The 22,004-nt window shown below is 52.6% G+C and carries 19 protein-coding genes, 1 tRNA gene and 1 pseudogene; 5 read left to right on the forward strand and 16 right to left on the reverse strand.

Going from position 1 to position 22,004, the window contains the following annotated elements; translation table 11 throughout:
• Positions 1–28 precede the first annotated feature (28 nt).
• The 5 genes from hflC to BSZ31_RS15015 all read right to left on the reverse strand — a co-directional run bounded on the left by hflC (position 29) and on the right by BSZ31_RS15015 (position 5,171).
• Positions 29–895 (reverse strand): protease modulator HflC, encoded by an 867-nt coding sequence (gene hflC, locus BSZ31_RS14995; protein ID WP_168427011.1) that lies wholly within the window; start codon positions 893–895, stop codon positions 29–31.
• A gap of 2 nt (positions 896–897) precedes the next feature.
• Positions 898–2,196 (reverse strand): FtsH protease activity modulator HflK, encoded by a 1,299-nt coding sequence (gene hflK, locus BSZ31_RS15000; protein WP_105029420.1) that lies wholly within the window; start codon positions 2,194–2,196, stop codon positions 898–900.
• 36 nt (positions 2,197–2,232) lie between these two features.
• Complete coding sequence (hflX, locus tag BSZ31_RS15005) at positions 2,233–3,354, reverse strand: GTPase HflX (protein ID WP_105029421.1); 1,122 nt, start codon at positions 3,352–3,354, stop codon at positions 2,233–2,235.
• A 36-nt stretch (positions 3,355–3,390) separates the two neighbouring features.
• Positions 3,391–3,624, reverse strand: coding sequence for an RNA chaperone Hfq (gene hfq / locus BSZ31_RS15010; protein WP_008248719.1), 234 nt, complete (start codon positions 3,622–3,624; stop codon positions 3,391–3,393).
• A 179-nt stretch (positions 3,625–3,803) separates the two neighbouring features.
• Positions 3,804–5,171, reverse strand: coding sequence for a YihY family inner membrane protein (locus BSZ31_RS15015; protein WP_168427012.1), 1,368 nt, complete (start codon positions 5,169–5,171; stop codon positions 3,804–3,806).
• 50 nt (positions 5,172–5,221) lie between these two features.
• Here BSZ31_RS15015 and wrbA point away from each other — a divergent pair, with 50 nt between their 5' ends.
• Genes wrbA through BSZ31_RS15030 form a run of 3 tightly spaced genes read left to right on the forward strand, consistent with a single transcriptional unit; the run spans position 5,222 to position 7,645 of the window.
• Positions 5,222–5,827: an NAD(P)H:quinone oxidoreductase gene (gene wrbA / locus BSZ31_RS15020; protein ID WP_105029423.1), complete on the forward strand. Its 606-nt coding sequence runs from the start codon at positions 5,222–5,224 to the stop codon at positions 5,825–5,827.
• Positions 5,827–6,210, forward strand: a complete 384-nt coding sequence (locus tag BSZ31_RS15025) for a DUF2069 domain-containing protein (protein WP_105029424.1) — start codon at positions 5,827–5,829, stop codon at positions 6,208–6,210. The genes wrbA and BSZ31_RS15025 overlap by 1 nt, the downstream gene beginning before the upstream one ends.
• Before the next feature lie 4 nt (positions 6,211–6,214).
• Positions 6,215–7,645, forward strand: coding sequence for an FAD-binding oxidoreductase (locus tag BSZ31_RS15030; RefSeq protein ID WP_146106719.1), 1,431 nt, complete (start codon positions 6,215–6,217; stop codon positions 7,643–7,645).
• Between the two features lie 7 nt (positions 7,646–7,652).
• Here the strand turns inward: BSZ31_RS15030 and dusA are convergent, their stop codons facing one another.
• From dusA to BSZ31_RS15085, 11 genes and pseudogenes are all read right to left on the reverse strand, one after another.
• Positions 7,653–8,630 (reverse strand): tRNA dihydrouridine(20/20a) synthase DusA, encoded by a 978-nt coding sequence (dusA, locus tag BSZ31_RS15035; RefSeq protein ID WP_105029426.1) that lies wholly within the window; start codon positions 8,628–8,630, stop codon positions 7,653–7,655.
• Positions 8,631–8,707: 77 nt separating this feature from the next.
• Positions 8,708–10,527 (reverse strand): annotated as a pseudogene (typA, locus tag BSZ31_RS15040) (translational GTPase TypA).
• A complete protein-coding gene (gene truB, locus BSZ31_RS15045; RefSeq protein ID WP_105029427.1) occupies positions 10,524–11,558 on the reverse strand; it encodes a tRNA pseudouridine(55) synthase TruB in 1,035 nt (344 codons plus the stop codon). Before truB ends, typA begins: the two are co-directional and overlap by 4 nt.
• Positions 11,530–11,934 (reverse strand): 30S ribosome-binding factor RbfA, encoded by a 405-nt coding sequence (rbfA, locus tag BSZ31_RS15050; RefSeq protein WP_105029907.1) that lies wholly within the window; start codon positions 11,932–11,934, stop codon positions 11,530–11,532. Before rbfA ends, truB begins: the two co-directional genes overlap by 29 nt.
• 27 nt (positions 11,935–11,961) lie before the next feature.
• The gene (gene infB, locus BSZ31_RS15055) at positions 11,962–14,793 is read right to left on the reverse strand and encodes a translation initiation factor IF-2 (protein WP_105029428.1); all 2,832 of its coding nucleotides are present in this window, start codon (positions 14,791–14,793) and stop codon (positions 11,962–11,964) included.
• A 72-nt stretch (positions 14,794–14,865) separates the two neighbouring features.
• A complete protein-coding gene (gene nusA, locus BSZ31_RS15060) occupies positions 14,866–16,335 on the reverse strand; it encodes a transcription termination factor NusA (RefSeq protein WP_105029429.1) in 1,470 nt (489 codons plus the stop codon).
• Between the two features lie 10 nt (positions 16,336–16,345).
• Positions 16,346–16,861 (reverse strand): ribosome maturation factor RimP, encoded by a 516-nt coding sequence (gene rimP / locus BSZ31_RS15065; protein WP_240605727.1) that lies wholly within the window; start codon positions 16,859–16,861, stop codon positions 16,346–16,348.
• Positions 16,862–17,051: 190 nt separating this feature from the next.
• Positions 17,052–18,422 (reverse strand): 23S rRNA pseudouridine(2605) synthase RluB, encoded by a 1,371-nt coding sequence (rluB, locus tag BSZ31_RS17855; protein ID WP_335618915.1) that lies wholly within the window; start codon positions 18,420–18,422, stop codon positions 17,052–17,054.
• Positions 18,394–19,008, reverse strand: a complete 615-nt coding sequence (gene scpB / locus BSZ31_RS15075; protein WP_105029431.1) for an SMC-Scp complex subunit ScpB — start codon at positions 19,006–19,008, stop codon at positions 18,394–18,396. Before scpB ends, rluB begins: the two co-directional genes overlap by 29 nt.
• Before the next feature lie 461 nt (positions 19,009–19,469).
• Positions 19,470–19,685, reverse strand: coding sequence for a DUF1289 domain-containing protein (locus tag BSZ31_RS15080; protein ID WP_105029432.1), 216 nt, complete (start codon positions 19,683–19,685; stop codon positions 19,470–19,472).
• Between the two features lie 9 nt (positions 19,686–19,694).
• Complete coding sequence (locus BSZ31_RS15085; RefSeq protein WP_240605728.1) at positions 19,695–20,189, reverse strand: DUF4442 domain-containing protein; 495 nt, start codon at positions 20,187–20,189, stop codon at positions 19,695–19,697.
• A gap of 127 nt (positions 20,190–20,316) precedes the next feature.
• On the opposite strand from BSZ31_RS15085, the gene BSZ31_RS15090 reads away from it, so the two are divergent.
• Positions 20,317–20,393 (forward strand) — tRNA-Met (locus BSZ31_RS15090).
• Positions 20,394–21,247: 854 nt separating this feature from the next.
• Positions 21,248–21,937: a RusA family crossover junction endodeoxyribonuclease gene (locus BSZ31_RS15095; RefSeq protein WP_105029433.1), complete on the forward strand. Its 690-nt coding sequence runs from the start codon at positions 21,248–21,250 to the stop codon at positions 21,935–21,937.
• Positions 21,938–22,004 lie beyond the last annotated feature (67 nt).

The following is a 22,004-nucleotide window of genomic DNA, read 5'->3' on the forward strand; positions in this document are numbered from 1 at the left end:
AACCAACGCAAGCGCACGAAAGCCCAAGTTATTGCGTTTTCTGCAAAAACTTGAAGAAATCAGACTGCGGATCAACCACCATCACATCAGACTTGGATGTCAAAGACTTCTTGTAGGCATCCAGACTGCGATAAAAGGAATAGAACTCGGGATTGCGACCAAAAGCGGCATTATAAATCGAACCGGCCTTTGCATCACCCTCCCCCTTGATAGTTTGTGCTTCTCTGTAGGCTTCAGCCAAAATTACAACCACCTGGCGGTCTGCATCCGCACGAATTTGCTCGGCCTCCGCTGCACCTGTGGCGCGCAGGTCGTTGGCCACCCGCTTACGTTCTGCTTCCATACGGCGGAACACCGATTCACTGACTTCGGGCAGCAAATCCACGCGCTTTAAGCGAACATCCAGAATTTCCACGCCAATTTCCGCAGCTTCGTCCTTCACCTTTTCCACCACCGTGTTCATCACAGTGGTGCGCTCGCCGGAAACCATTTGGGGCACGGTGCGCTTCGTAATTTCCTCGTTCAAGGCAGACTTGACCACTTGAGACATGCGGCTTTGTGCCAGGCGGGAATCTCCGCTCAAGCGAACAAAATACAAACGAGGATCGATAATTCGCCACTTGATGTAAGAATCAATCAAGAGGTTTTTCTTCTCGGAAGTAATGAAACGCTCTGGTTCGGGTGTGTCAATGGTTTGAATCCGCTTGTCCAGAAAAATAACATTCTGGAAAGGCGCTGGCAGCTTGAAGTACAAACCAGGCTCCTGGCGCACTTCCTCAACCTGACCCAAAGCAAACACAATGGCGTATTGCCGTTGATCGACAACATAAAGGCAGGTGTTGGCCACAAAAAAGCCGATCAACGCAGCCGCTACTACTACAAAAATCTTAGGCATGATTAACGAGCTCCCCGGTCACGATTGCGCATGGCATCGCGAATGCTAGTGTCAAATCCATCATTGGCAGCACGTGGTGCAGATGGGCTGGTTTCTGCGGCTTTGGCAGCAGCGGCGGCAGATGTCGCACTGCTTTCAGCGCCCGAGGAACCAGTTTTCTCAATCAATTTGTCCAAAGGCAAGTACAGAAGCTGGCTGTTTCCCTTTGAATCAACAATAACCTTGGTTACGTTGGTATAAATTTCCTGCATCGCGTCGATGTACAAGCGATCACGTGTAACTTTGGGAGCTTTCTCGTATTCGGTCAAAATTGCCTTGAAGCGGGCTGAATCACCCTCGGACTGGGCAACCACGCGTTCGCGATAACCATTCGCTTCTTCCAGCAAGCGGGCTGCATTGCCTCGGGCACGCGGAATCACATCGTTTGCATACGCCTCACCGTCGTTTTTCAAACGCTCGCGATCCTGGCCGGCCTTCACGGCATCGTCAAACGCTGCTTGTACCTGTTCCGGGGGTTGAACACCCTGAACCGTCACGCTCGATACCAAAATACCGGTGCCGTATTTGTCCAGGATTTCCTGCATCACTTCGGCCGTGTTCAAGGCGATTTGCTCTCGGCCCTCGTACAGCACAAAGTCCATTTTGCTGCGACCCACCACCTCGCGAATGGCCGTTTCAGCAGCCATTTTTACGGTTTCGTCGGGATCAATGGTGTTAAACAGGTAATCACCTGCATCTTTCAGGCGATATTGAACCGCAAACTGAATGTCGATGATGTTTTCATCTTCAGTCAGCATCAGCGCTTCTCGCAGTACCTTGCTTTTCACGTCGTTGCGATAACCCACTTCAACAATGCGCACCTGGGAGGAGTTCACCACCTCGTGCGACTGAATCGGGTAAGGCATGCGCCACTGGAAACCGGGCATTGAGGTGTGGTGGTATTTACCAAACTGCAATACCACACCTTCGCGACCTTCCTGAACAATGTAAAAGCCGCTCGCCAGCCACACCAGCACCGCGACAACGATCACGGCAGTGAAGCCCTTGCCGGCATTTTCCATGCTTGGACCGCCACTGCCGCCACCGCCGAGTGGACCACGCGGGCCACCGCCATTGCCGCCCTTCTTGCCGAACAGGCGATTCAGCCTGCTGTTGAAGTCGCGCCATAGTTCGTCAAGATCGGGGGGGCCGTCCTGACGGCCACCGGGACGGCGATTGTCTTGATCTTGAGGCTTTGCGGGTTCATCGTTGTTTTGATTACCCGATGAATTTCTGCCCCAATCCGGATCATTCATTGACATGCTTGTTCCTACTGCTGAAAAATTAGTTGTTGACGTTCAGGCCCACTGCAATTCATCTGACTGCGTGTCTGCACCCCGACTTTGAGCATAAAAGTTGCCAGCAAGTTCAGTCAGACATTCACGCAATTCTGCAATGCCAAGCCCGTAGCGCGCACTCACCGCCACGGACAAAATCTTACCATCGCCGTCGCGCTCGACTTCCACGGAACGCTCGCAGGCGTCTATTTTGTTCCAGATGATCACCTGTGGAACATCCCCCGCTTCAATCTCTTGCAACACTTTGTTGACTTCGTCGATTTGACTGTGCCGAACCGGCGAGCTCACATCGACAACATGCAACAACACATCGGCATGCACCGCACTTTCCAGGGTAGCCTTGAAGGCGTCTACCAGGGAATGTGACAAATCGCGAATAAAACCAACGGTATCCGACAAGGCCATGTCCACCTTGGGTGCAAGCCACACGCGGCGTGTAGTCGTGTCCAATGTGGCGAACAGTTGGTCTGCGGCATACGCCTTGTCGCTTGCAATGGCATTGAACAAAGTGCTTTTACCAGCATTGGTATAACCCACGATCGCAACCGTGAACTGCCCGCGCCGCTCGCGTTGACGGCGCTGGGTTTGACGCTGTTTCTGAAGCTTCTCGAGCCTGGTTTTCAGCTGCTTGACCTTCACGCCAATCAGACGGCGGTCTGTTTCAAGCTGGGTTTCACCCGGACCACGCATGCCGATACCACCCTGCTGGCCATACAAATTCGCGTTGCCACGCACCAAGCGCGAGGCCATGTACTGAAGCTGGGCCAATTCAACCTGCAATTTGCCCTCAAAACTGCGTGCCCGAATGGCAAAAATATCGAGAATCAGACCAGTGCGGTCGATTACACGACGCCCAAGCGCATTTTCAAGATTTCGCTGTTGAGCAGGACTCAGGCTGTGATTGAAGATGACAAGTTCGACTTCTTCGGCCTCGCAATGCGCAAGTATTTCCTGCACCTTGCCGGAGCCAATGAATGTGGCTGAGTCAGGGGAACGCCGTTTGGACACGAAAACGCCAATCACCTCTGCACCCGCAGAGGTGGCCAGTAGGGCAAGCTCATCGACACTTTCGCGGAACTCGTGTTGACCTAGGTCAAGTGCAACCAAGGAACTACGCGTCATTTCAAACCGCGGAAAAATTGGCAAGTGAAGATAAGTTTACTCCTTCACCTCGGGGGTGAATGTCACTGAACGGCCGGGCACAACAGTTGAAATTGCGTGCTTGTAGACCATTTGGGTTACGGTATTACGCAGCAGAACCACGTATTGATCGAAAGACTCGATTTGGCCTTGAAGCTTGATGCCGTTGACCAGGTAAATGGACACGGGTACATGCTCTTTGCGCAGCAAATTGAGGAAGGGGTCTTGTAGTAGTTGCCCTTTGTTACTCATAACAGCTCCAGACTGTGTTGATATTATTAAATGTCAGAGCTTTTGGCTCGTCACGCTTAGTTTACAGAAAGCGCTTATGGGTGCCAAACGTAAGCCCTTCTTTTGTTGATATGGACACTCTTTTTTCACAAAAAGTTCAAATCCAACGCCAGAGAGTGATTCCCGTTGACATCACCCGCTTAACAAGGAGTTAACTCAAGCCATTGAGACAAGCGGGGACGCCGAATAAACTCCTCCTGAAACTCGGTCAGCTTCGCGGTGGACTGGGGCAAGCGAGCGGCCCATTCTGAGGTCAGTGAGGGATCGTACCAAAGCGCTTTTGCCACCACTTCGGCGCTGATATTGGCGGGGTCGCAAATCAGGGCAAAGCGATCATCACCCCGCACAATCGCCAGAAGACCGATCACTCCATGGTCAATCAACAAGCTCAGGATCTCGTCCAGTTGGTCGGGCGGCACCTTGGCAAACACCCGCAACTCTTCCATGGTCATGCCCGGCTTTTCCTGCTGCCGCGACTTTTCCAGTTCAACCAAAACACTCAAACCTTGCAACCACCTTTCACCGGGGCGGTTACTAGGGTTCCAGTAACCAGTGCGGGCCACAGGCAAAGCCGCAACGGTGCTGGCCCCCAGCAACACAATAATCCAGCTGACGTAAATCCAGAGCAAAAAGATTGGAAATGCCGCCAAAGCGCCATACAAAGCCGTGTAACTTGGAAAATGCGTGATGTAAGCCGCAAACGCCCGCTTGGAGATTTCAAACAAAACCGCAGCCAGCACCCCGCCCACCAAGGCGTCTTTCCAATGCACAGCCCTATTCGGAACAATGCGATAAATAAAGGCAAAAGCCAGCACCGTCAAAGTCAGCGGTATCAGATTAAGGGCGGGAAACATGCCGCCCAACACAGGGTTCACACCCGCCATGGTTTCACCGATCAGTGCAGTGGATACGCTGATGCTCAGCCCGATCAGCACTGGCGCCAGCGACAAGACCGCCCAATACAACACCACCTTGTTCATGGTCGAGCGTTGACGCTTCACGTTCCAGATTTGATTGAATACCCTATCCACCGTGAACATGGTGGTTAATGCAGTAATCACCAGAAACACAATACCAATTGCGGTCAGCCCCTTTGCTTTGTCAGAAAACTGGGTGACATAAGTCAAAATGGTTTCAGACAAGGTTTCGGGAAAAAAGCTGTCGATCAAATAGCCCTGAAGCGACAACTGCAAACGGTCAAACATCGGAAATGCCGTGAATATGGCCAGCACCACCGTGGCCAATGGTACCAAGGACAGCACCGTGGTAAAGGTGAGGCTGGCAGCCACCTGCGGCAAGCGCTGTTCGCTGATGCGCTGGCTCACCAGGCGTGTAAACGCGATCCACCAGCGCAAATTCAGCGGTGACAGCTCAACATCGGCCACGCTGAAAGCACGGCGGGCACCACGCATAAAGCGTGCACGGCGTGTTTGACTCTCTTCGGTCGATTTGCCAATGGCTTTGAAACTCTTGGTCTCAGTTGTTTCGGAAGGTACGGCTGAACTCATGCGCTTCGATACAATAGGGTTTCCAACAGTCCCCATGATAACCCCTAAGCATGATTGAAGTATTGGTCTTGTATTACAGCCGCCATGGCGCAACTGCGCAGCTGGCCCGAGAAATTGCACAGGGCGTAGACTCCGTGAAAGGTGTTTCGGCAAGAATTCGAACCGTACCCGCGGTATCTGCGAACACAGAAGCCACTGAATCCGACATTCCCGAACAGGGCCCACCCTATGCAGAGCCTGCTGACTTGAAAGAATGCGCTGGCCTTGCCATGGGCTCACCGACACGGTTTGGTAACATGGCCGCCCCCGTGAAGTATTTTCTGGATGGTACGGTTGGAACCTGGCTGGCTGGCGATTTAATCAACAAACCCTTTTGCGTGTTTACCAGCACTGGCAGTTTGCATGGTGGGCAGGAAACCACGCTGACCAGCATGGCTTTGCCCTTGATACACCATGGCATGCTTTGGCTGGGCATTCCCTATTCCGAGCAAGCTTTGAATGACACCCGCACTGGCGGCACGCCCTATGGCGTGACCCATTGGGCGGGTGGACAAGGCCAGCACCCAATTTCTGAACATGAAAAAACGCTTGCCCGAGCGCAAGGTGCACGCCTTGCCAAAGCAGCACTGGCACTACAACACATGGATAAATCTTGATGAGCAGCACCCCCGAAGTTGATTTGACCCGCAAGAAGGCCTACTGGGCAACCGTCAGCAGCCTGTTGGCATTAATTGCCCTGTGCGTGGCTTGGGAGCTTTTCGTTGCACCCATTCGCCCCGGCGGCAGCTGGCTTGTGCTGAAGGTTTTGCCTTTGCTGCTGGTGGTGCCCGGCATATTCAAACAACGCGTGCGAACCTACCAAGCCACATCACTGCTGCTGTGGCTATACTTTGCAGAAGGTGCCACACGCGCAACTTCTGACCCGGCGCTGGCCTCGCAGTTAATGGCCGGGCTGGAAGTGCTTTTGACCATCGTGCTTTTTGCCAGTGTCAGCGTGTTTGCCCGTACCTACAAAGTACCCAAAACCAAGGTTGCTTGAACGCATGAATGAATTTCTTGAACAATTGCGCAAACAGGTTCCAGGGCTGCTGATTAATACTGAGGCAGCCTACATTGCCCAAACCTGTACCGACTGGCGCAAACGCTACTGCACCACTGCGCTGGCTGTTCTGGAACCCCTGAGTACCCGACAGGTACAGGCGATTGTAAAAACATGCGATGCATTCAATGTGGCCATTTCAACCCAAGGCGGCAACACTGGCCTGGTGGGTGGTGCGGTGCCCGTGGCAGATAACAACGCGGAAAAACGACCACATGTGGTTCTTAAAACAGGGCGCATTCGCGAAGTACTGAAGCTGGATGAAAGCAACTTGACCCTGACCGCAAGTGCAGGGTACACACTGCACGAAATTCAGGAGTACGCAGAGGCACACGGCTTTCTGTTTCCCCTCAGCCTGGCCTCAGAGGGCACCTGCACCCTGGGCGGCAACCTGGCCAGCAATGCAGGGGGCGTGGCCGTACTGCGTTATGGCAACACCCGCGAATTGTGCCTTGGACTGGAGTATGTGAATGCACAGGGCGAGTTGTGTGGTGATTTGCGGGGACTTCGCAAAAACAACACTGGCTATGACCTGCGCCATTTGTTGATTGGCTCGGAAGGCACTTTGGGAGTGGTAACCACAGCCTGCATGAAGGTGTACCCCGCCCCCAAAAGCCGCTGCGTTGCGTGGCTGAATGTGGACAACATTCAAACTGCTGTAGACGCATTGGGCTTCGTACAAAGCCGCTTGTTTGGTGAACTCAGCAGCTACGAATGGATGAACGCCAATGCAATTGATGTGGTTCAAACCCATTTTCCTGCCCGTGCGCCAACCTGCCCAGGCGCAGTAGACCATGTGCTCGCTGAATTCACCTCATTGGGTTCCGAAACCGCCTTGCGTGAACAAGTCACCAGAACACTCGAGGCGATGTTGGAAGAGATGCCCGGGGTACGCAACATCGCCATTGCCCAAAGCGGGCGAGACATTGAAACCTTTTGGGCATTGCGAGAAAACATATCCGAGGCACAAGCCAAAGCGGGTTTGAATGTGAAACATGATGTGGCGTGTGCGGTGTCGCAGCTGCCGACATTCCACAACATGGCCCTGAATGACATAGCAGAGCATGGTGTCGATGTTCAGCCAGTGCTGTTTGGCCATTTGGGCGATGGCAACCTGCACTTCAATTTGTCAGCCCCAACAGGCAGCGACTCTGCAGAATTTCTGAAACAACACCAAAGTTTGCTCAACAATTTGGTGCACGACGCGATTCTGCGGTGCGGCGGCACCGTATCGGCTGAACATGGCATTGGGCAGTTGAAAGCTGAACTACTGCGAGATATTACGAGTGCCAGTAACTATGCTGCATTCAAGACCATCAAACAGGCCATGGATCCTAAAAACCTGCTGAACCCCGGCAAGCTGGTTTTGCTGTAATGCCGGCTCAGGCTGCGTGCTTGAGCATTTTCGCCAAAGCATCTTCAACCACCTGCCAGTTGTTGGCCTTCAGCAGTGTTGAATCGGACAACACCTGACGGTAAAGCCTTCCACCTGCTTGGCCGTGAAACAGACCCAACCAGGATTTCGTAATGCTTCGGATGCTTTCACCTTTTCGCAACTCCTGCTCAGCATAAGCGCGTAATTCAACAATAACATCCAAACGGGTTTTTGGTTTGATCGGTTGGCCGATGATTTCGTCAAACCCGGCCAATAGCCACGGGTTGGAATAGGCCTCTCGACCAATCATGCAACCGTCGGCCCATTCCAAGTGGGTTTGAATCGACTCGAGGGTTGTAATTCCCCCGTTCAGAATGATTTGAAGGTGCGGGAAATGTTGTTTCAGGCGTTTTACCACCTCGTAACGCAAGGGAGGAATGTCGCGGTTCTCCTTTGGTGACAGGCCTTTCAGCACCGCATTGCGCGCATGCACAATGAAGGTATTACAACCCGCTTCACTCACCTTGCCCACAAAGTCATACAGTATGGTTTCGCTTTCATCGTAATCAAGCCCAATCCTGTGCTTCACAGTCACATCGATCGAGCAGGCATCCCGCATGGCTTTCACGCAGTCGGCCACCAAGTCGGGTTCCGCCATCAGGCAAGCGCCAAACGATCCCTTTTGGACACGCTCCGAAGGACAACCCACATTCATGTTCAATTCGTCGTAACCGGCTTCTTCAATCCATTTCGCGCATTGCGCCATATGAACAGGATCGCTTCCGCCGATCTGAAACGCAACCGGATGCTCTTCTTCGTTGAAAGCGAGAAAACGTTTTCTGTCGCCAAACACAAGCGCACCCGTGGTGATCATTTCGGTGTAAAGCCAGGTGTGCTGGCTGATCGCACGGTGAAACCGACGGCAATGCCGATCGGTCCAGTCGATCATGGGGGCAACAGAGAGAATTCTGGGTTTGAATGTCATGGTCTGGATTCTACAAACAAAAAGGGCGAGGCCAAAGCCACGCCCCTTTTGAATCTGGCCTTTCAGCCAAACAAAACTTATGCTGCGTCGCGGCTTGCGCGCTTGCGCTCATGTTCTTTCAGGAAGCGCTTGCGAATGCGAATGTTCTTGGGAGTAATTTCTACCAATTCGTCTTCTGCAATAAACTCCACCGCGTATTCCAGGTTCATCTGGATTGGCGGTACCAGGCGAACGGCCTCGTCAGTACCCGATGAACGAACGTTGGTCAGTTGCTTGCCCTTGATCGGATTCACAACCAAGTCGTTGTCCCGGCTGTGAATACCAATCACCATGCCTTCATACAGGGCCTCGCCCGGGGACACAAACATGCGGCCACGGTCTTGCAGTTTCCACAAAGCATAGGCCACCGCATCGCCATCGTCTTGAGAAATCAGCACGCCATTGTGGCGCTCGGCTGAACCGCCTTCACGCACGGGTGCATATTCGTCGAACACGTGGCTAATCAGGCCGGTACCGCGTGTCAGGGTCATGAAGTCGCCCTGGAAACCAATCAGGCCGCGTGCCGGAATTTTGTATTCCAGACGAACCCGGCCTTTGCCGTCGGGAGACATGTCGAGCAAATCACCCTTGCGGCGACCCAATTCCTCCATCACGCCGCCCTGGTGTGAGTCTTCCACATCCACGGTCAACATTTCATAGGGCTCGCATTTCACGCCATCAATTTCCTTGAACACCACGCGTGGGCGGGAAACAGCCAATTCATAGCCTTCACGACGCATGTTTTCCAGCAAAATGGTCAAGTGCAATTCACCACGACCCGACACTTCAAACACAGTATCGTCGTCGGTGTCTTTCACACGCAGAGCCACGTTGGCCTTCAATTCACGCTGCAAGCGGTCACGCAACTGCCGGCTGGTTACAAACTTGCCTTCACGGCCAGCCAATGGCGAGGTGTTCACCATGAAGTTCATGGTCAATGTGGGCTCGTCAATTGCCGGAATTTCCAGGCCTTCCACTGCGTCAGTGGCGCAAATGGTGGTACCAATGCCGATTTCCTCGATGCCGTTGATCAGGCAAATGTCACCCGCCTGAGCTTGTTCTTCCTGAACACGTTCCAGACCACGGAATTTGAGAACCTGGTTGATTCGACCATTGAATGGTGTGCCGTCTGGCCCGTTAACACAAGTAACCTGTTGACCCACACGCACGGTTCCGCGCTTGATTCGGCCAATGCCGATCTTGCCCACGTAGCTGTTGTAGTCAAGCGAGGTGATCTGAAACTGCAATGGACCATTGGGGTCATCATCACGCACAGGTACATACTTCAAAATGGCTTCAAACAATGGGCGCATGGTGCCTTCACGCACATCGGGCGTGTCGCCTGCGTAGCCGTTCAGCCACTGGCATACACAATCGGGAAGTCCAGCTGCTCGTCGGTGGCACCCAGTTTGTCGAACAAGTCGAAAGTTTGGTCAATCACCCATTCAACGCGCGCACCTGGGCGGTCTACCTTGTTCACCACCACGATAGGCTTCAAACCCAGGGCCAAAGCCTTGCGGGTAACAAAACGTGTTTGGGGCATCGGGCCTTCAACGGCGTCCACCAACAGCAAAACCGAGTCAACCATCGACAACACGCGCTCTACTTCACCACCGAAATCGGCGTGTCCTGGGGTGTCAACAATGTTGATGTGGGTGCCTTCATATTCAACCGCGCAGTTCTTGGCCAGAATCGTGATGCCACGTTCTTTTTCAATGTCGTTGCTGTCCATCACGCGTTCTTCGAGCTTTTCGTTCTCGCGGAAGGTGCCGGATTGGCGAAGAAGTTGGTCTACCAATGTGGTTTTGCCGTGGTCCACGTGGGCGATAATTGCAACGTTACGTAATGCGCGTGTCATAGATTTACCTGAATCAATCTGTCGGGTCGAAGCAAGGCGCCCTTCCCATCCGTTTCTAAAATGCCTGTTCCCATGAATCGGGAATTGCCTTTGAAGGCTGTATTGCTAACTTCGGTGTTCACATCCTGTGCAGACGTTTCTCCGTACACCCGCACCCGCCCTGGCTTGGCATCAACCAGGCTCAGTGGCAACCGTTGCCCGTGCGAAAACCGCCGCGCAAACTCATTGTTCAATTCGACTTTGCCCAGGCTGCCCAAAAGGGCATCTACCGGGAAAAGCACCGCATCCAAAGCGTCAAAGGGGGTTTCCGATTCACCAAGCACCTTAAGTGCATCCAGGGTGTACGCGCGTTCCACTTTCAAGTCACCAATTGCCGTTCTGCGCAATTCCGTGAGATAGCCCGCTGTGCCCAAGGCCTTGGCGATGTCTTCGCCCAAGGTGCGCACATAGGTGCCTTTGCTGCAATTCACTTCCAGTTCAATGGTGCAACTGCTTTCACCATGGATTGTATTGTGCTCGACTTTCATGACATCCAATTGATGGATCAAAAGGGTCCGAGCGGGTCTGTCCAATTCAATGCCTTCGCGAGCATACTCGTACAAAGGCTTGCCGTCTTTCTTTAATGCAGAAAACATGGGTGGCGTCTGTTGAATTTCACCAACAAACTGCGCGCACACCTGTTTTACTTCATCCAAGGTGATGCTTTCAAGGGCGCGGGTGCTGACTTTCGTCAATTCTCCCTCAGCGTCACCCGTGTTGCTTGAAAACCCAAGCCGCACCTTGGTGCGATAGGTTTTGCTGGCATCGATTAGATCTGCTGCAAACTTGGTGGCCTCACCGAACATCAATGGCAGCAAACCGCTTGCGAGCGGGTCTAGCGTACCGGTGTGACCGGTTTTTTCAGCCCAGTACAAGCGCTTTACAATTTGCAGGGCTTGATTGGACGAGAAACCAGTTGATTTATCGAACAACAGCACACCCGACAAGGCACGCTTTTGTTTCTTAGTCTCCGCCACCGTCGCCACCACCATCCGAATCTGTGGCGCCACCGCCCTCGCCTTTCAGCGCCCGGTCGATCATTTGAGACATTTCAGCCCCACGCTCCACCGATTGGTCGTGTTTGAAACGCAAGGTGGGCACGGTGTGAATGTGCAGCTTCTTGAAAATCAAATTGCGCAAATAACCCGAAGAATCATTCAATGCTTCTTCAGTGGTTTCGGCTGAACCAGTCAACACCGAGAAATACACGGTTGCATAGGCGTAATCGGGCGTCAGTTCCACATCGGTGATCGTGACAAACCCAAGCCGTGGGTCTCTCAACTCACGGGGAATCAGCTCAGCCAGGTCTTTCTGGATTTGCTCGGCAACCCGAATACCTCTGACTGGTGCTTTTTTCTTGTGACGCATACTTTCCTTTTCAAACCCGGGCAGCAATTACAGCTGTGTACGGGCCACTTCCTTCACTTCAAATGCTTCCAGAATGTCGCCAACCTGGATGTCGTCGTAGTTGTGCAGTTGCAAGCCACACTCAAAGTTCTGACGCACTTCTTTGGCATCGTCTTTGAATCGCTTGAGCGAGGCCAACTGACCTGTCCACACCACTACGTTGTCGCGCAACAAGCGAACGCCAGCACCGCGACGAATAACACCATCGGTCACCATACAACCAGCGACAGAACCCACTTTGGAGATCTTGTACACTTCGCGGATTTCCACGTTACCGATGATTTCCTCTTTCTTGTCGGGCGTCAGCATGCCGGTCATGGCGGCCTTGATCTCGTCTACTGCGTCATAAATGATGTTGTAGTAGCGAATATCCACACCGTTGTTCTCGGCTGTTTTACGGGCACCTTGATCGGCACGCACGTTAAAGCCGATGATGACTGCTTTGGAGGCCACTGCCAGGTTGACATCTGATTCGCTGATGCCACCCACTGCCGCGTGCACCACTTGCACCTTGACTTCGTCGGTTGACAGCTTTTGCAGGGCATGTGACAGCGCTTCTTGCGAACCCTGTACATCGGCCTTCAAAATCACAGCCAGGCTCTTGACTTCGCCCTCGGCCATTTGCTCGAACATGTTTTCAAGCTTGGCTGCTTGTTGCTTGGCCAGCTTCACGTCGCGGAATTTGCCTTGACGGAACAGGGCAATTTCACGGGCCTTGCGTTCATCTGGCAACACAATCACTTCTTCGCCTGCCGCAGGTACATCGCTCAAACCCTGAATTTCTACAGGGATGGACGGGCCGGCGGAGTCAATGGAACGACCGTTTTCGTCAACCATGGCACGTACTCGGCCAAATGCAGAACCTGCCAGCACCACATCGCCTTTCTTCAAGGTACCGCTTTGAACCAACACGGTGGCCACTGGGCCGCGGCCCTTGTCCAGTCGGGATTCAACCACAAGGCCCTTGGCCGGTGCTTCCACCTGCGCTTTCAATTCCATCACTTCAGCTTGCAACAACACTTGTTCCAGCAAGTCGTCAATGCCCTTGCCGGTTTTGGCCGACACGGGAACCATGGGTGAATCGCCGCCGTATTCCTCAGGGACCACAGAGTGTGTAATCAATTCCTGCTTCACACGCTCTGGGTTGGCATCGGGCTTGTCGATTTTGTTGATAGCCACAACCAAAGGCACATTGGCTGCCTTGGCATGGTGAATCGCTTCAATGGTTTGGGGCATCACGCCGTCATCGGCGGATACGACCAGAATAACGATGTCGGTTGCCTTGGCACCCCGGGCACGCATGGCAGTAAACGCCTCGTGACCTGGGGTATCCAGGAAGGTGATCATGCCGCGTTCCGTTTCAACGTGGTAAGCACCAATGTGCTGCGTAATGCCGCCAGCTTCACCAGAGGCCACTTTTGCACTGCGAATGTAGTCAAGCAGTGAAGTTTTACCGTGGTCAACGTGACCCATCACGGTAACAACTGGCGCGCGCGGCACTGAAGGCGCCTCGGAATGTGCGACACCAGCTTCTTCGATCATGGCTTCAGGATCGTCGAGTTTGGCTGCAATCGCTTTGTGACCCAATTCTTCAGTCACAATCATGGCGGTGTCTTGGTCGAGTACCTGATTGATGGTCACCATTTGGCCCATCTTCATCAAACACTTGATTACCTCAGCAGCCTTCACTGACATTTTGTGCGCCAGGTCGGCCACAGTAATGGTTTCTGGCACGTGAACATCGCGAACCACAGGTTCAGTTGGCTGGTTGAAGTTGCTTTGTTCCTGGCTGTGGCGGTTGTTTTTGCCCTTGGGGCCCTTCCAGCCACCAGCGCCTGTGCGGCCAACACCGGTTTCACCGCGTGTTTTCAAACCACCACGGCGGCGGCCTGGTTCTTCCTTTGCACCCGCAGCGCGAACACCTTTGCGACCACGCTCGGCGGCTGAATCCTCTTCAGTGACAGCAACAATGGCTTTCTCAGGCTTCTTGATTGTAGCAGCCGGCTTGGGAGGCTCAACCGGCTCCTCGGCCTTCATGACTTTGGATGGCTGGGACATCATGCGGTTAATTGCCGCAACCTCAGCTTCTGCCGCTTTGCGAGCACGCTCTTGATTCGCGCTGGCTTTTGCTGCGTCCTCAGCGGCCTTTTTGGCCTTTTGCTCGGCCTTCAACGCATCGGCAGCACGCTGTTCGCGAGCCTTCGCTTCTTGGGCACGTGCGGCCTGCGCGGCTTCATCTTTAACGTCAGTTTCTTCTTCAGCCTTGGCAGGCTCGGCGCTTTCGGCCTTGGCTTGTTCCACAGCTTCGTGAGCAAGGCGCTCTTCTTCGGCACGCTGACGTGCTTCTTCCTGAAGCTTCAGTTCGCGCTCGCGCTCTTGCTCAAGCTTGGCTTGTTTTTCCTTCAGTTCTGCTTCCTGTCGTGCCTTCAACTCGGCCTGGCGCTGGGCTTCAGCGTCGCGGCGGGCTTGTTCTGCGGGTTCAAGCTGAGCTTCCATGACTGGCTCGCTTTCACCGGCTTTCTCGGCACGCTGAACGAACACACGCTTCTTGCGCACCTCAACCTGCACCGTGCGCGCGCGGCCGCCAGGGCCAGCCTGTTTGATTTCACTGGTCTGCTTGCGGGTGAGGGTAATTTTCTTCTGACCGCTTTCAGATCCGTGCGCCTTTCTCAGGCTTTCCAAAAGCTTTCCCTTGTCCGCTTCAGTAACTGCATCTGCCTCAGAATTTTTGCTCACGCCAGCAGACTTCAGCTGCTCCAAAAGAACATCGGCGGGCATTTTCAACTCTGCTGCAAACTGTGCGACTGTGGTACTGGTCATCTACTATTCCTTCAAATTCCCTTGCTGACCGGGCCGAGTGGCCCGATTCGACTCTACTCAATGCGGTTTGTATTATTCAAACCAGTGTGCTCGCGCTTTCATAATGATGTCGCGGGCACGGTCTTCTTCAATTCCTGCAATTTCAACCAATTCATCGACTGCCAATTCGGCCAGACCTTCGCGGTCAGAAATTTCAGCGGCTGCCAATTTGCCAACCAGATCGGCATCCACACCTTCGATGGACATCAAATCGCCTGCACCCTCAACCATTTCTTCACGGGCAATTGCCTCGGTCAACAATGCATTGCGGGCACGGGTTCTCAGTTCTTCGACAGTGTCTGCGTCAAATGCTTCAATTTCCTGCATTTCAGCGATGGGCACGTAGGCCACTTCTTCAAGACCGGTGAAGCCTTCTTCGATCAGAATGTTGGCCACTTCCTCGTCCACATCCAGCTTGCTGGTGAACAATTCACGCAACTTGCCGATTTCTTCTTCGGAACGCTTGGCCGACTCTTCGGGTGTCATGATATTGATTTGCCAGCCGGTGAGGTCGGAAGCCAAACGCACATTCTGACCGCTGCGGCCAATGGCTTGTGCCAGTTCAGCTTCGTCCACCACCACTTCCATCACGTGCTGGTCTTCATCCACAACGATGGATTGAACAGTAGCAGGCGACAAGGCGCCGATTACAAATTGGGCTGGATCTTCAGACCACAACACGATGTCCACACGCTCGCCGCCCAATTCCTGGGTAACTGCCTGAACGCGAGAACCACGCACGCCCACACAAGTGCCGATTGGATCAATGCGACGGTCGTGAGCCAACACGGCGATTTTGGCACGCATGCCGGGATCGCGGGCAGCACCCTTGATTTCAAGGTGGCCTTGTTCAATTTCAGGCACTTCCATGGCAAACAAGGCTTTAATGAACTCGGGCGAAGTGCGTGACAGAATGACTTGCTGACCACGGGCCATGCGATCAACCTTCCACAGGTAGGCGCGCACACGGTCACCGGGACGCAGGCTTTCGCGAGGAATCATTTGATCACGGGGCAAGCGGGCTTCGATACGGCCACTTTCAACAATGGCGTCACCACGCTCCATGCGCTTAACCTGACCAATCACGATTTTGTCGCCACGGTCGAGAAAGTCTTGCAAAATTTGCTCACGCTCGGCGTCGCGAACGCGCTGCAAAATGACCTGCTTGGCTGCTTGTGCACCAATTCGGCCAAACTCAACAGGCTCAAGTTCTTCTTCGATGAAGTCGCCCATTTCGGCTTCAGCATCGTGTTTCAGGGCCTGGTCTAGAACCATTTGGTAGGCGGGGTCGTAGAAATCTTCTTCTGTGACCACTTCCCAGCGGCGGAAAGTGTCGTAGTCGCCTGTGTCGCGGTCAATGGACACGCGGACATCCACTTCTTCATCGAAGCGCTTCTTGGTTGCGGAAGCCAATGCCAATTCGAGCGCACCAAAGACGATGTCTTTGTCCACATTCTTCTCGCGCGCCAACGCATCAACTAATAAAAGCAACTCACGGCTCATTCCAGGGCTCCTAAAACTTTAGATGGGGGACCAGACGGGCACCCGCCAAATCAGTTATTTCAAAATCAAGCAAATAGGGTTCGGCATTTTTACCGTCGGGGGTCACTAGGACACCCCAGGTTTGCTCTTTGCCCTTTTGCAATACACCTTTGAACTGTTTTTGATTGTTGATGGCCCGTTTGAATTTCAGGGACACCTCTTGCTCCAAAAACCGTTCGAAATCTTTTTTGCGGCGTAAAACGCGATCAACGCCCGGCGAGGAAATCTCGAGCCGTTCGTAGTTGACATTTTCGACGGTGAACAGGTGGGTAAGCTGGTGGCTGACCTTTTCGCAATCTTCGACGGTAACGCCAGTGGGTGAATCGATCATGATGCGCAACAGACCATTGCCCTCGCGCTCAATATCGGCCACTTCAAGGCCCAGAGAGGCGATCACGGCGTCGGCTTCAGTAACCCAGGATTCTGACCACACGCCAGACCATGAATTGCCAACAAATTCTTCAGGATTGATCACTTCGCCTTTCAACGTTCTTAACCTTTACTTGTCTGTTCGCTTCGCTTGTTCACTTTATTTGCGTACTTAAAACCGCCTCGCCAAAAAAAATGGGCCTGTAAGCCCACTTCATTTGAGACACCCTTTTTGGAGTGGGCGCTCAGGCAGCCTCAGAGAATAACCGAAACTGCCTTTATTTTCAAGTAATTTCAGGTGCGGAGAACTACGCGGCTGGTGCCTTCCTGCGTCTACGCTGCTGGGGTTTCTGGGCTGCACCATTTCCACCCTCATTGCCGCGCCCGGGACCGCGCCCGGCAGAAGGACCACCAGACCGCGGACCCGCATTGCGTGGCCCTGAGGGGCGCTTGCCTGTCCCAGCAAACTTTCCAGCTGGGGCAGCACCATTGCCATTGGCACCGGCTCTGTTGCCATTTCGGTCACCACCGCCACCTCGCCGGGCTGAGCCCCCGGCAGAAGACAAGTTGTTCTGGTTGCTCAACGCGGCGGCGGCGGCAGCGCCAGACACGGTGAGGTAAGTTTGGGTTGGCGTGGTAAAGGCCAAGCCCGGATCTATCAGGGGTTGACCGTTACGACGCTTGTTGTTTTTCGAGCCAATGTTCTTTTTGTCACGGCGAATGGCACCTTCTTGGGCAGACTCATCCACCTTCAAGCCCAATGACTGCATATAGGACATGGCCTCAAGTGCTTCCATTTCCATGTGGCGGCCACGTTTCAAGGTGGAGGGCATCAGGATGTCGCCAAAACGTGTGCGAATCAGGCGACTTACGGTCAGGTTACAGGCCTCAAACATGCGGCGAACCTCTCGGTTGCGCCCTTCTTTCAAGCCAACTTTGTACCAGCGGTTAGCACCCTCACCGCCTGCAGCATCCACATAGAGAAACTTGGCAGGACCGTCTTCAAGCTGAATACCAGTGAGCAATTGCTGGCGTTGTTCTTCAGAAAGCTCACCCAGAATGCGCACAGCGTACTCACGCTGCACTTCGTAACGCGGGTGCATTAAACGGTTGGCCAACTCGCCCGAGGAGGTGAACAGCAATAAGCCCTCGGTGTTGAAATCGAGACGCCCCACTGCAATCCACTTGCCGTTTGAAATTTTCGGCAGTTTCTGAAATACGGTAGTACGGCCTTGGGGGTCGTCCATGGACACAATTTCGCCGGCGGGCTTGTGATAAATAAGTACCCGAGGTGGCTTGGATTTGTTTTTGCGCTGAATCAGCTTGCCATTGACACGCACCTGGTCGGTGGGCAATACACGCTGACCCAAATGGGCAGGCTCGGCATTGACCGAGACACGCCCAGCGACAATCAGCTCTTCCATTTCACGACGAGAACCCATACCGGAATCGGCCAATACCTTGTGCAACTTGGGCGCTAATTCGGGGTCTAGCCGCACATTGAGCTTGCTGCGGTTCTTGCCTGCGCCGCCACCCTCTTCAGACTTCAGGCCTTCGACCTGATCCAGCACTTCGCCCCATTCCAGATCATGACTTTCGCTGTCTATGCTGACTGCCGCCTGCTCGGGAATTGGGTTGCTGTCGAGTGTTTCAGTTGCTTTGCGCTTGTTGGTTCTCATCGTTTTCCGCTGTTTCGCTGTCATCCAGATCAAATGGAATGACTTTCTGTAATTCATCAGCCAGCTGTTGGTCTTTTTCATCGTCCAGTGCTGGCAAGTCGCTTAGGCTGGCCAAATTCAGGTCAGCCAAAAACTGGGGCGTGGTTGCCCACAGTGCTGGGCGCCCCGGCGCATCGCGGTGGCCGATTGACTCGATCCAGCCGCGATCCTCGAGCGCCTTCATGACCTGGGTAGACACGGTGACCCCACGAATGGACTCGATGTCGCCCCGGGTGACCGGCTGCTTGTAGGCAATAATTGCCAGGGTTTCCATGGTTGCCCTTGAGTACTTCGGGGGCTTCTCGGGATTCATTTGTTCGAGGTAACGTTTGACGTCCTCGCGGGTTTGGAAGCGCCAGCCCGTTTTGACTTGCACAAGTTCCAAACCCTTGTGAGTCCAATCTCGACGCAGGTCTTCCAACAAGGTTGTGACCACGGATGCATCAATTGCATCATCGAACAGGCGCATCAATTCCTTGACGGCAATGGGCTCGACCGAACACAGCAATGCTGCTTCTAATATGTTTTTAGCGCGCTGGGGATCCATCCAGGCGGACTCACTTTAAGAAATTCAGGTGTTGATAGGGAAATAGTGCCGATTGGTCCTGCAGGCCGATGTGGCTGTTGCCAGCGGGGTGCAGGGGCGCAGCGTGAAACGAGTTGCGCGACAGGCATTTTATAAACCGATGGCGCATTGTAACCACGTTATCCACCGCTCAGCAACCACTTGATCACACAATTAATTTCAAAAAAAACGGCTCACCGAGGCAAGCCGTATCTGAAAGTAACCCACGGAGGGTCGGAGACATTCATAGAGTGCCGGAACAAAGTGCACTGAACATCCCCACTGTGGCTTACCCCGAGGCTTATGGAACTTATCCACACTGGGCGGGGAAAACCTTCCCTATTCGCTGTGGATAAAATTTTCAGCCTGTTGATTTTGTGCAGTTTTTGGTTGGTTGATTAAAAACTGAGCATGGGCTCTAGAGACTATCAACTCTTGCTATTTCAGCTTTCCCAGCGATAGCCAACACCCGCTTGGCGGATGCGGTTCCAGATAGCCTCTTTCTCCTCGTCGCTTTTGAACAGCCAACCATCGACTTCGTCCAGAGTGCGACCGCAGCCCATGCAAATGTCGTCTCCAAGGTTGGTTGAACAAAAACCCACGCAAGGGGTATCGGCTTGGGGCCACACAGGCAGGTTGGCGTATTCAGGTTTTGACATGATGCTGCTTTATTTGGGGTTGGGACGGTACTGCTTCTTCAGGCGAATATAGAGCACTTTGGTGACGTGTGCGACAACCGAGCCATCGGCGTGGGTGATGTCGGTCTCGAAGGTGTGCAAAACTTTTTCACCAGTGGCCGCTTTGGCTTTGATTTCTTCCAGTGTTTGATCATCAACTTGATACACGCCTTTGACCAAGGCGTTGCCCGGTGCAACAAACCGAATGTTGGCCTCTTGATCCCACACATGGTAGCGACTGCCCAAGCGCTTCATGAGAATGAGCATGTAGAAGGGATCGGCCATGGCGTAGAGAGAACCGCCAAATTGCGTACCCATGATGTTCTTGTTGCGACGCGTGAGTGGCATGTGCACTTCGACTTCTTCGAAATTGGCACTGATGTGATGCACATGAATGCCTGCGCCGCGCAAAGGTGCGTAAAAATTCATGGCCCTGCGCATGAATTCGGGCTTGTCAGAGAGGTTTTTCAGAAATTTTTTAAACATTTTTTGCTGCGAATTTTTCTTGTGGTTTCAGTAGGATAAAGGTTTTTGAGCCGCGGTTTAGGCGTTTGCATGCGTTTGTGCACTTGCACACAAGGGGAAAACCCGCTATAGTTTCGTTCTTACCAGACGCGGGGTGGAGCAGTCTGGCAGCTCGTCGGGCTCATAACCCGAAGGTCGTAGGTTCAAATCCTGCCCCCGCAACCAGATCTTTATCATTAAAACCAATCACTTAGCGGTGGTTGGTTTTTTTGTTTTCTAGGCCACTAACCGCGTGTGCCCAAAATGTGCCCAACTGGTGCCCAACCCCGCTTTAGCCCGCCTTCCCTTTCATGACCTTCGGTCAAACCCAATAACGGTCAACAGGGCACATCTGTAAAAATTTCTCGAATTTTCTGGTTCACATTTTTGTGCCCAATGACCGTTTGGGAAATCAACCCAAAGGTCGTGAATTTTCGAGTTTTTGAAGCGAATTTTTGTGCGGAATTTTCGGAAATTTGTGACCTTCAGGATGGAATTTGACTATTAATAGGATGTGCCTAAGTTGTGCCCAGGTTGTGCCCATGGTTTGGCTGAGACCATTGACTGAATTGGTATCGCGGCTAGGTGACATGGCGTATTCTTGTGGTCAGTTACGCAGAAATTTAGATTTTCTGGGCACTAAGATATGATTTTTGGCAAATGTTTGGTTCATGGACGCAGATTACATGGCTGACCTTCGGGAAGCGGTGCGTCGGTTTTGAAACTAGATATGCAGTTGCAACGGCAGGTAATCGACCGGAGCGGAAATTCGGACTTACGACAGAAACGTCTGAGTTATTGGCGAAAGCGTTCTTTGGAACTTATGTGGTAGTAGATAAAGGCTCTGATTTTCCGAGTCAAATCCTTGACTCGCCATTTGATGGCGAATAACCAAGGTTTATTTTTCATCTTGTTCATGCGATGCTTTGCAAACATCTGAAATGGTTAAATTATGGAAATTATTTGCGATGTACGGATAAATGAATATCTCCGTTATTGTTCGACAAATCAAGTTATGCCATCTGTACAAAGAGCAGTAAATGAGCGATGACTTGTTGGAAGAATTAGACCGTGCTAATAGAGGAGAAGCCCCCTCACCTTTCGGTAGGGCTGAATTTGTAGTGCTAGGCTCACCAGCCTCAGTACAGTCTAAAAAGTCTGTTCGCGATACATATCTGAGCTCAATAAAAGAGCAATTCTCAAAATTACAGTACCTTCTTACGGGGGAAATAATTCTCAACGTAACATGGCTGCTTCCCGCCAAACAAAGATTTGAAACAGATGCTAAGTCAGATATTGATAACTGTATCAAGCCAATAATTGATGCCTTTACTGGTCCTGATGGTCTATTTATTGATGATTGTCAGCTCAGAGGGCTATATATCTGTTGGCGGCACATTGATTCTGGAAATGAGCGACTTGTATTTGAATTTGAGTTCCAGGGTGACCAATATTCCTTAAAGAAAGAGCTAGCATTCGTTCAACTAAATGGGGCGTTATGTACTCCTGTTAATTTGAACTGGCCTAGTGCAGCAAAAATCATGTGGGCTGCAATGCTAGCTGCAAACCAAAAAAGCAAAGATATACTTGATAGGCTTAGTGTGAGTTATCCTTCTGTTGCTGGCTTTCTCGGAGGTAATCAGCCTTTTCACAGAACAAGAGTAAATGGTTTCCCGGTTTTATCACTATGTGAGTTCGCTGGTAGAAAATTCAACATCACAAAGAAATAACAAGTCATGCCAGTCGGACAGTTTATTCCCCGGCCTTTGTGTGCCGATCGCTACGCTCGCACAAATC

Source organism: Limnobacter sp. SAORIC-690, from assembly GCF_002954425.1.
GTDB lineage: Bacteria > Pseudomonadota > Gammaproteobacteria > Burkholderiales > Burkholderiaceae_B > Limnobacter > Limnobacter profundi.

Bases quoted from the DNA above. Each gene is read 5' to 3' on its own strand.
- hflC (WP_168427011.1), bottom strand. From the start codon at position 895: ATGCCTAAGATTTTTGTAGTAGTAGCGGCTGCGTTGATCGGCTTTTTT.
- hflK (WP_105029420.1), bottom strand. From the start codon at position 2,196: ATGTCAATGAATGATCCGGATTGGGGCAGAAATTCATCGGGTAATCAA.
- hflX (WP_105029421.1), bottom strand. From the start codon at position 3,354: ATGACGCGTAGTTCCTTGGTTGCACTTGACCTAGGTCAACACGAGTTC.
- hfq (WP_008248719.1), bottom strand. From the start codon at position 3,624: ATGAGTAACAAAGGGCAACTACTACAAGACCCCTTCCTCAATTTGCTG.
- BSZ31_RS15015 (WP_168427012.1), bottom strand. From the start codon at position 5,171: ATGAGTTCAGCCGTACCTTCCGAAACAACTGAGACCAAGAGTTTCAAA.
- wrbA (WP_105029423.1), top strand. From the start codon at position 5,222: ATGATTGAAGTATTGGTCTTGTATTACAGCCGCCATGGCGCAACTGCG.
- BSZ31_RS15025 (WP_105029424.1), top strand. From the start codon at position 5,827: ATGAGCAGCACCCCCGAAGTTGATTTGACCCGCAAGAAGGCCTACTGG.
- BSZ31_RS15030 (WP_146106719.1), top strand. From the start codon at position 6,215: ATGAATGAATTTCTTGAACAATTGCGCAAACAGGTTCCAGGGCTGCTG.
- dusA (WP_105029426.1), bottom strand. From the start codon at position 8,630: ATGACATTCAAACCCAGAATTCTCTCTGTTGCCCCCATGATCGACTGG.
- truB (WP_105029427.1), bottom strand. From the start codon at position 11,558: ATGGTGGTGGCGACGGTGGCGGAGACTAAGAAACAAAAGCGTGCCTTG.
- rbfA (WP_105029907.1), bottom strand. From the start codon at position 11,934: ATGCGTCACAAGAAAAAAGCACCAGTCAGAGGTATTCGGGTTGCCGAG.
- infB (WP_105029428.1), bottom strand. From the start codon at position 14,793: ATGACCAGTACCACAGTCGCACAGTTTGCAGCAGAGTTGAAAATGCCC.
- nusA (WP_105029429.1), bottom strand. From the start codon at position 16,335: ATGAGCCGTGAGTTGCTTTTATTAGTTGATGCGTTGGCGCGCGAGAAG.
- rluB (WP_335618915.1), bottom strand. From the start codon at position 18,422: ATGAGAACCAACAAGCGCAAAGCAACTGAAACACTCGACAGCAACCCA.
- scpB (WP_105029431.1), bottom strand. From the start codon at position 19,008: ATGGATCCCCAGCGCGCTAAAAACATATTAGAAGCAGCATTGCTGTGT.
- BSZ31_RS15080 (WP_105029432.1), bottom strand. From the start codon at position 19,685: ATGTCAAAACCTGAATACGCCAACCTGCCTGTGTGGCCCCAAGCCGAT.
- BSZ31_RS15085 (WP_240605728.1), bottom strand. From the start codon at position 20,189: ATGTTTAAAAAATTTCTGAAAAACCTCTCTGACAAGCCCGAATTCATG.
- BSZ31_RS15095 (WP_105029433.1), top strand. From the start codon at position 21,248: ATGAGCGATGACTTGTTGGAAGAATTAGACCGTGCTAATAGAGGAGAA.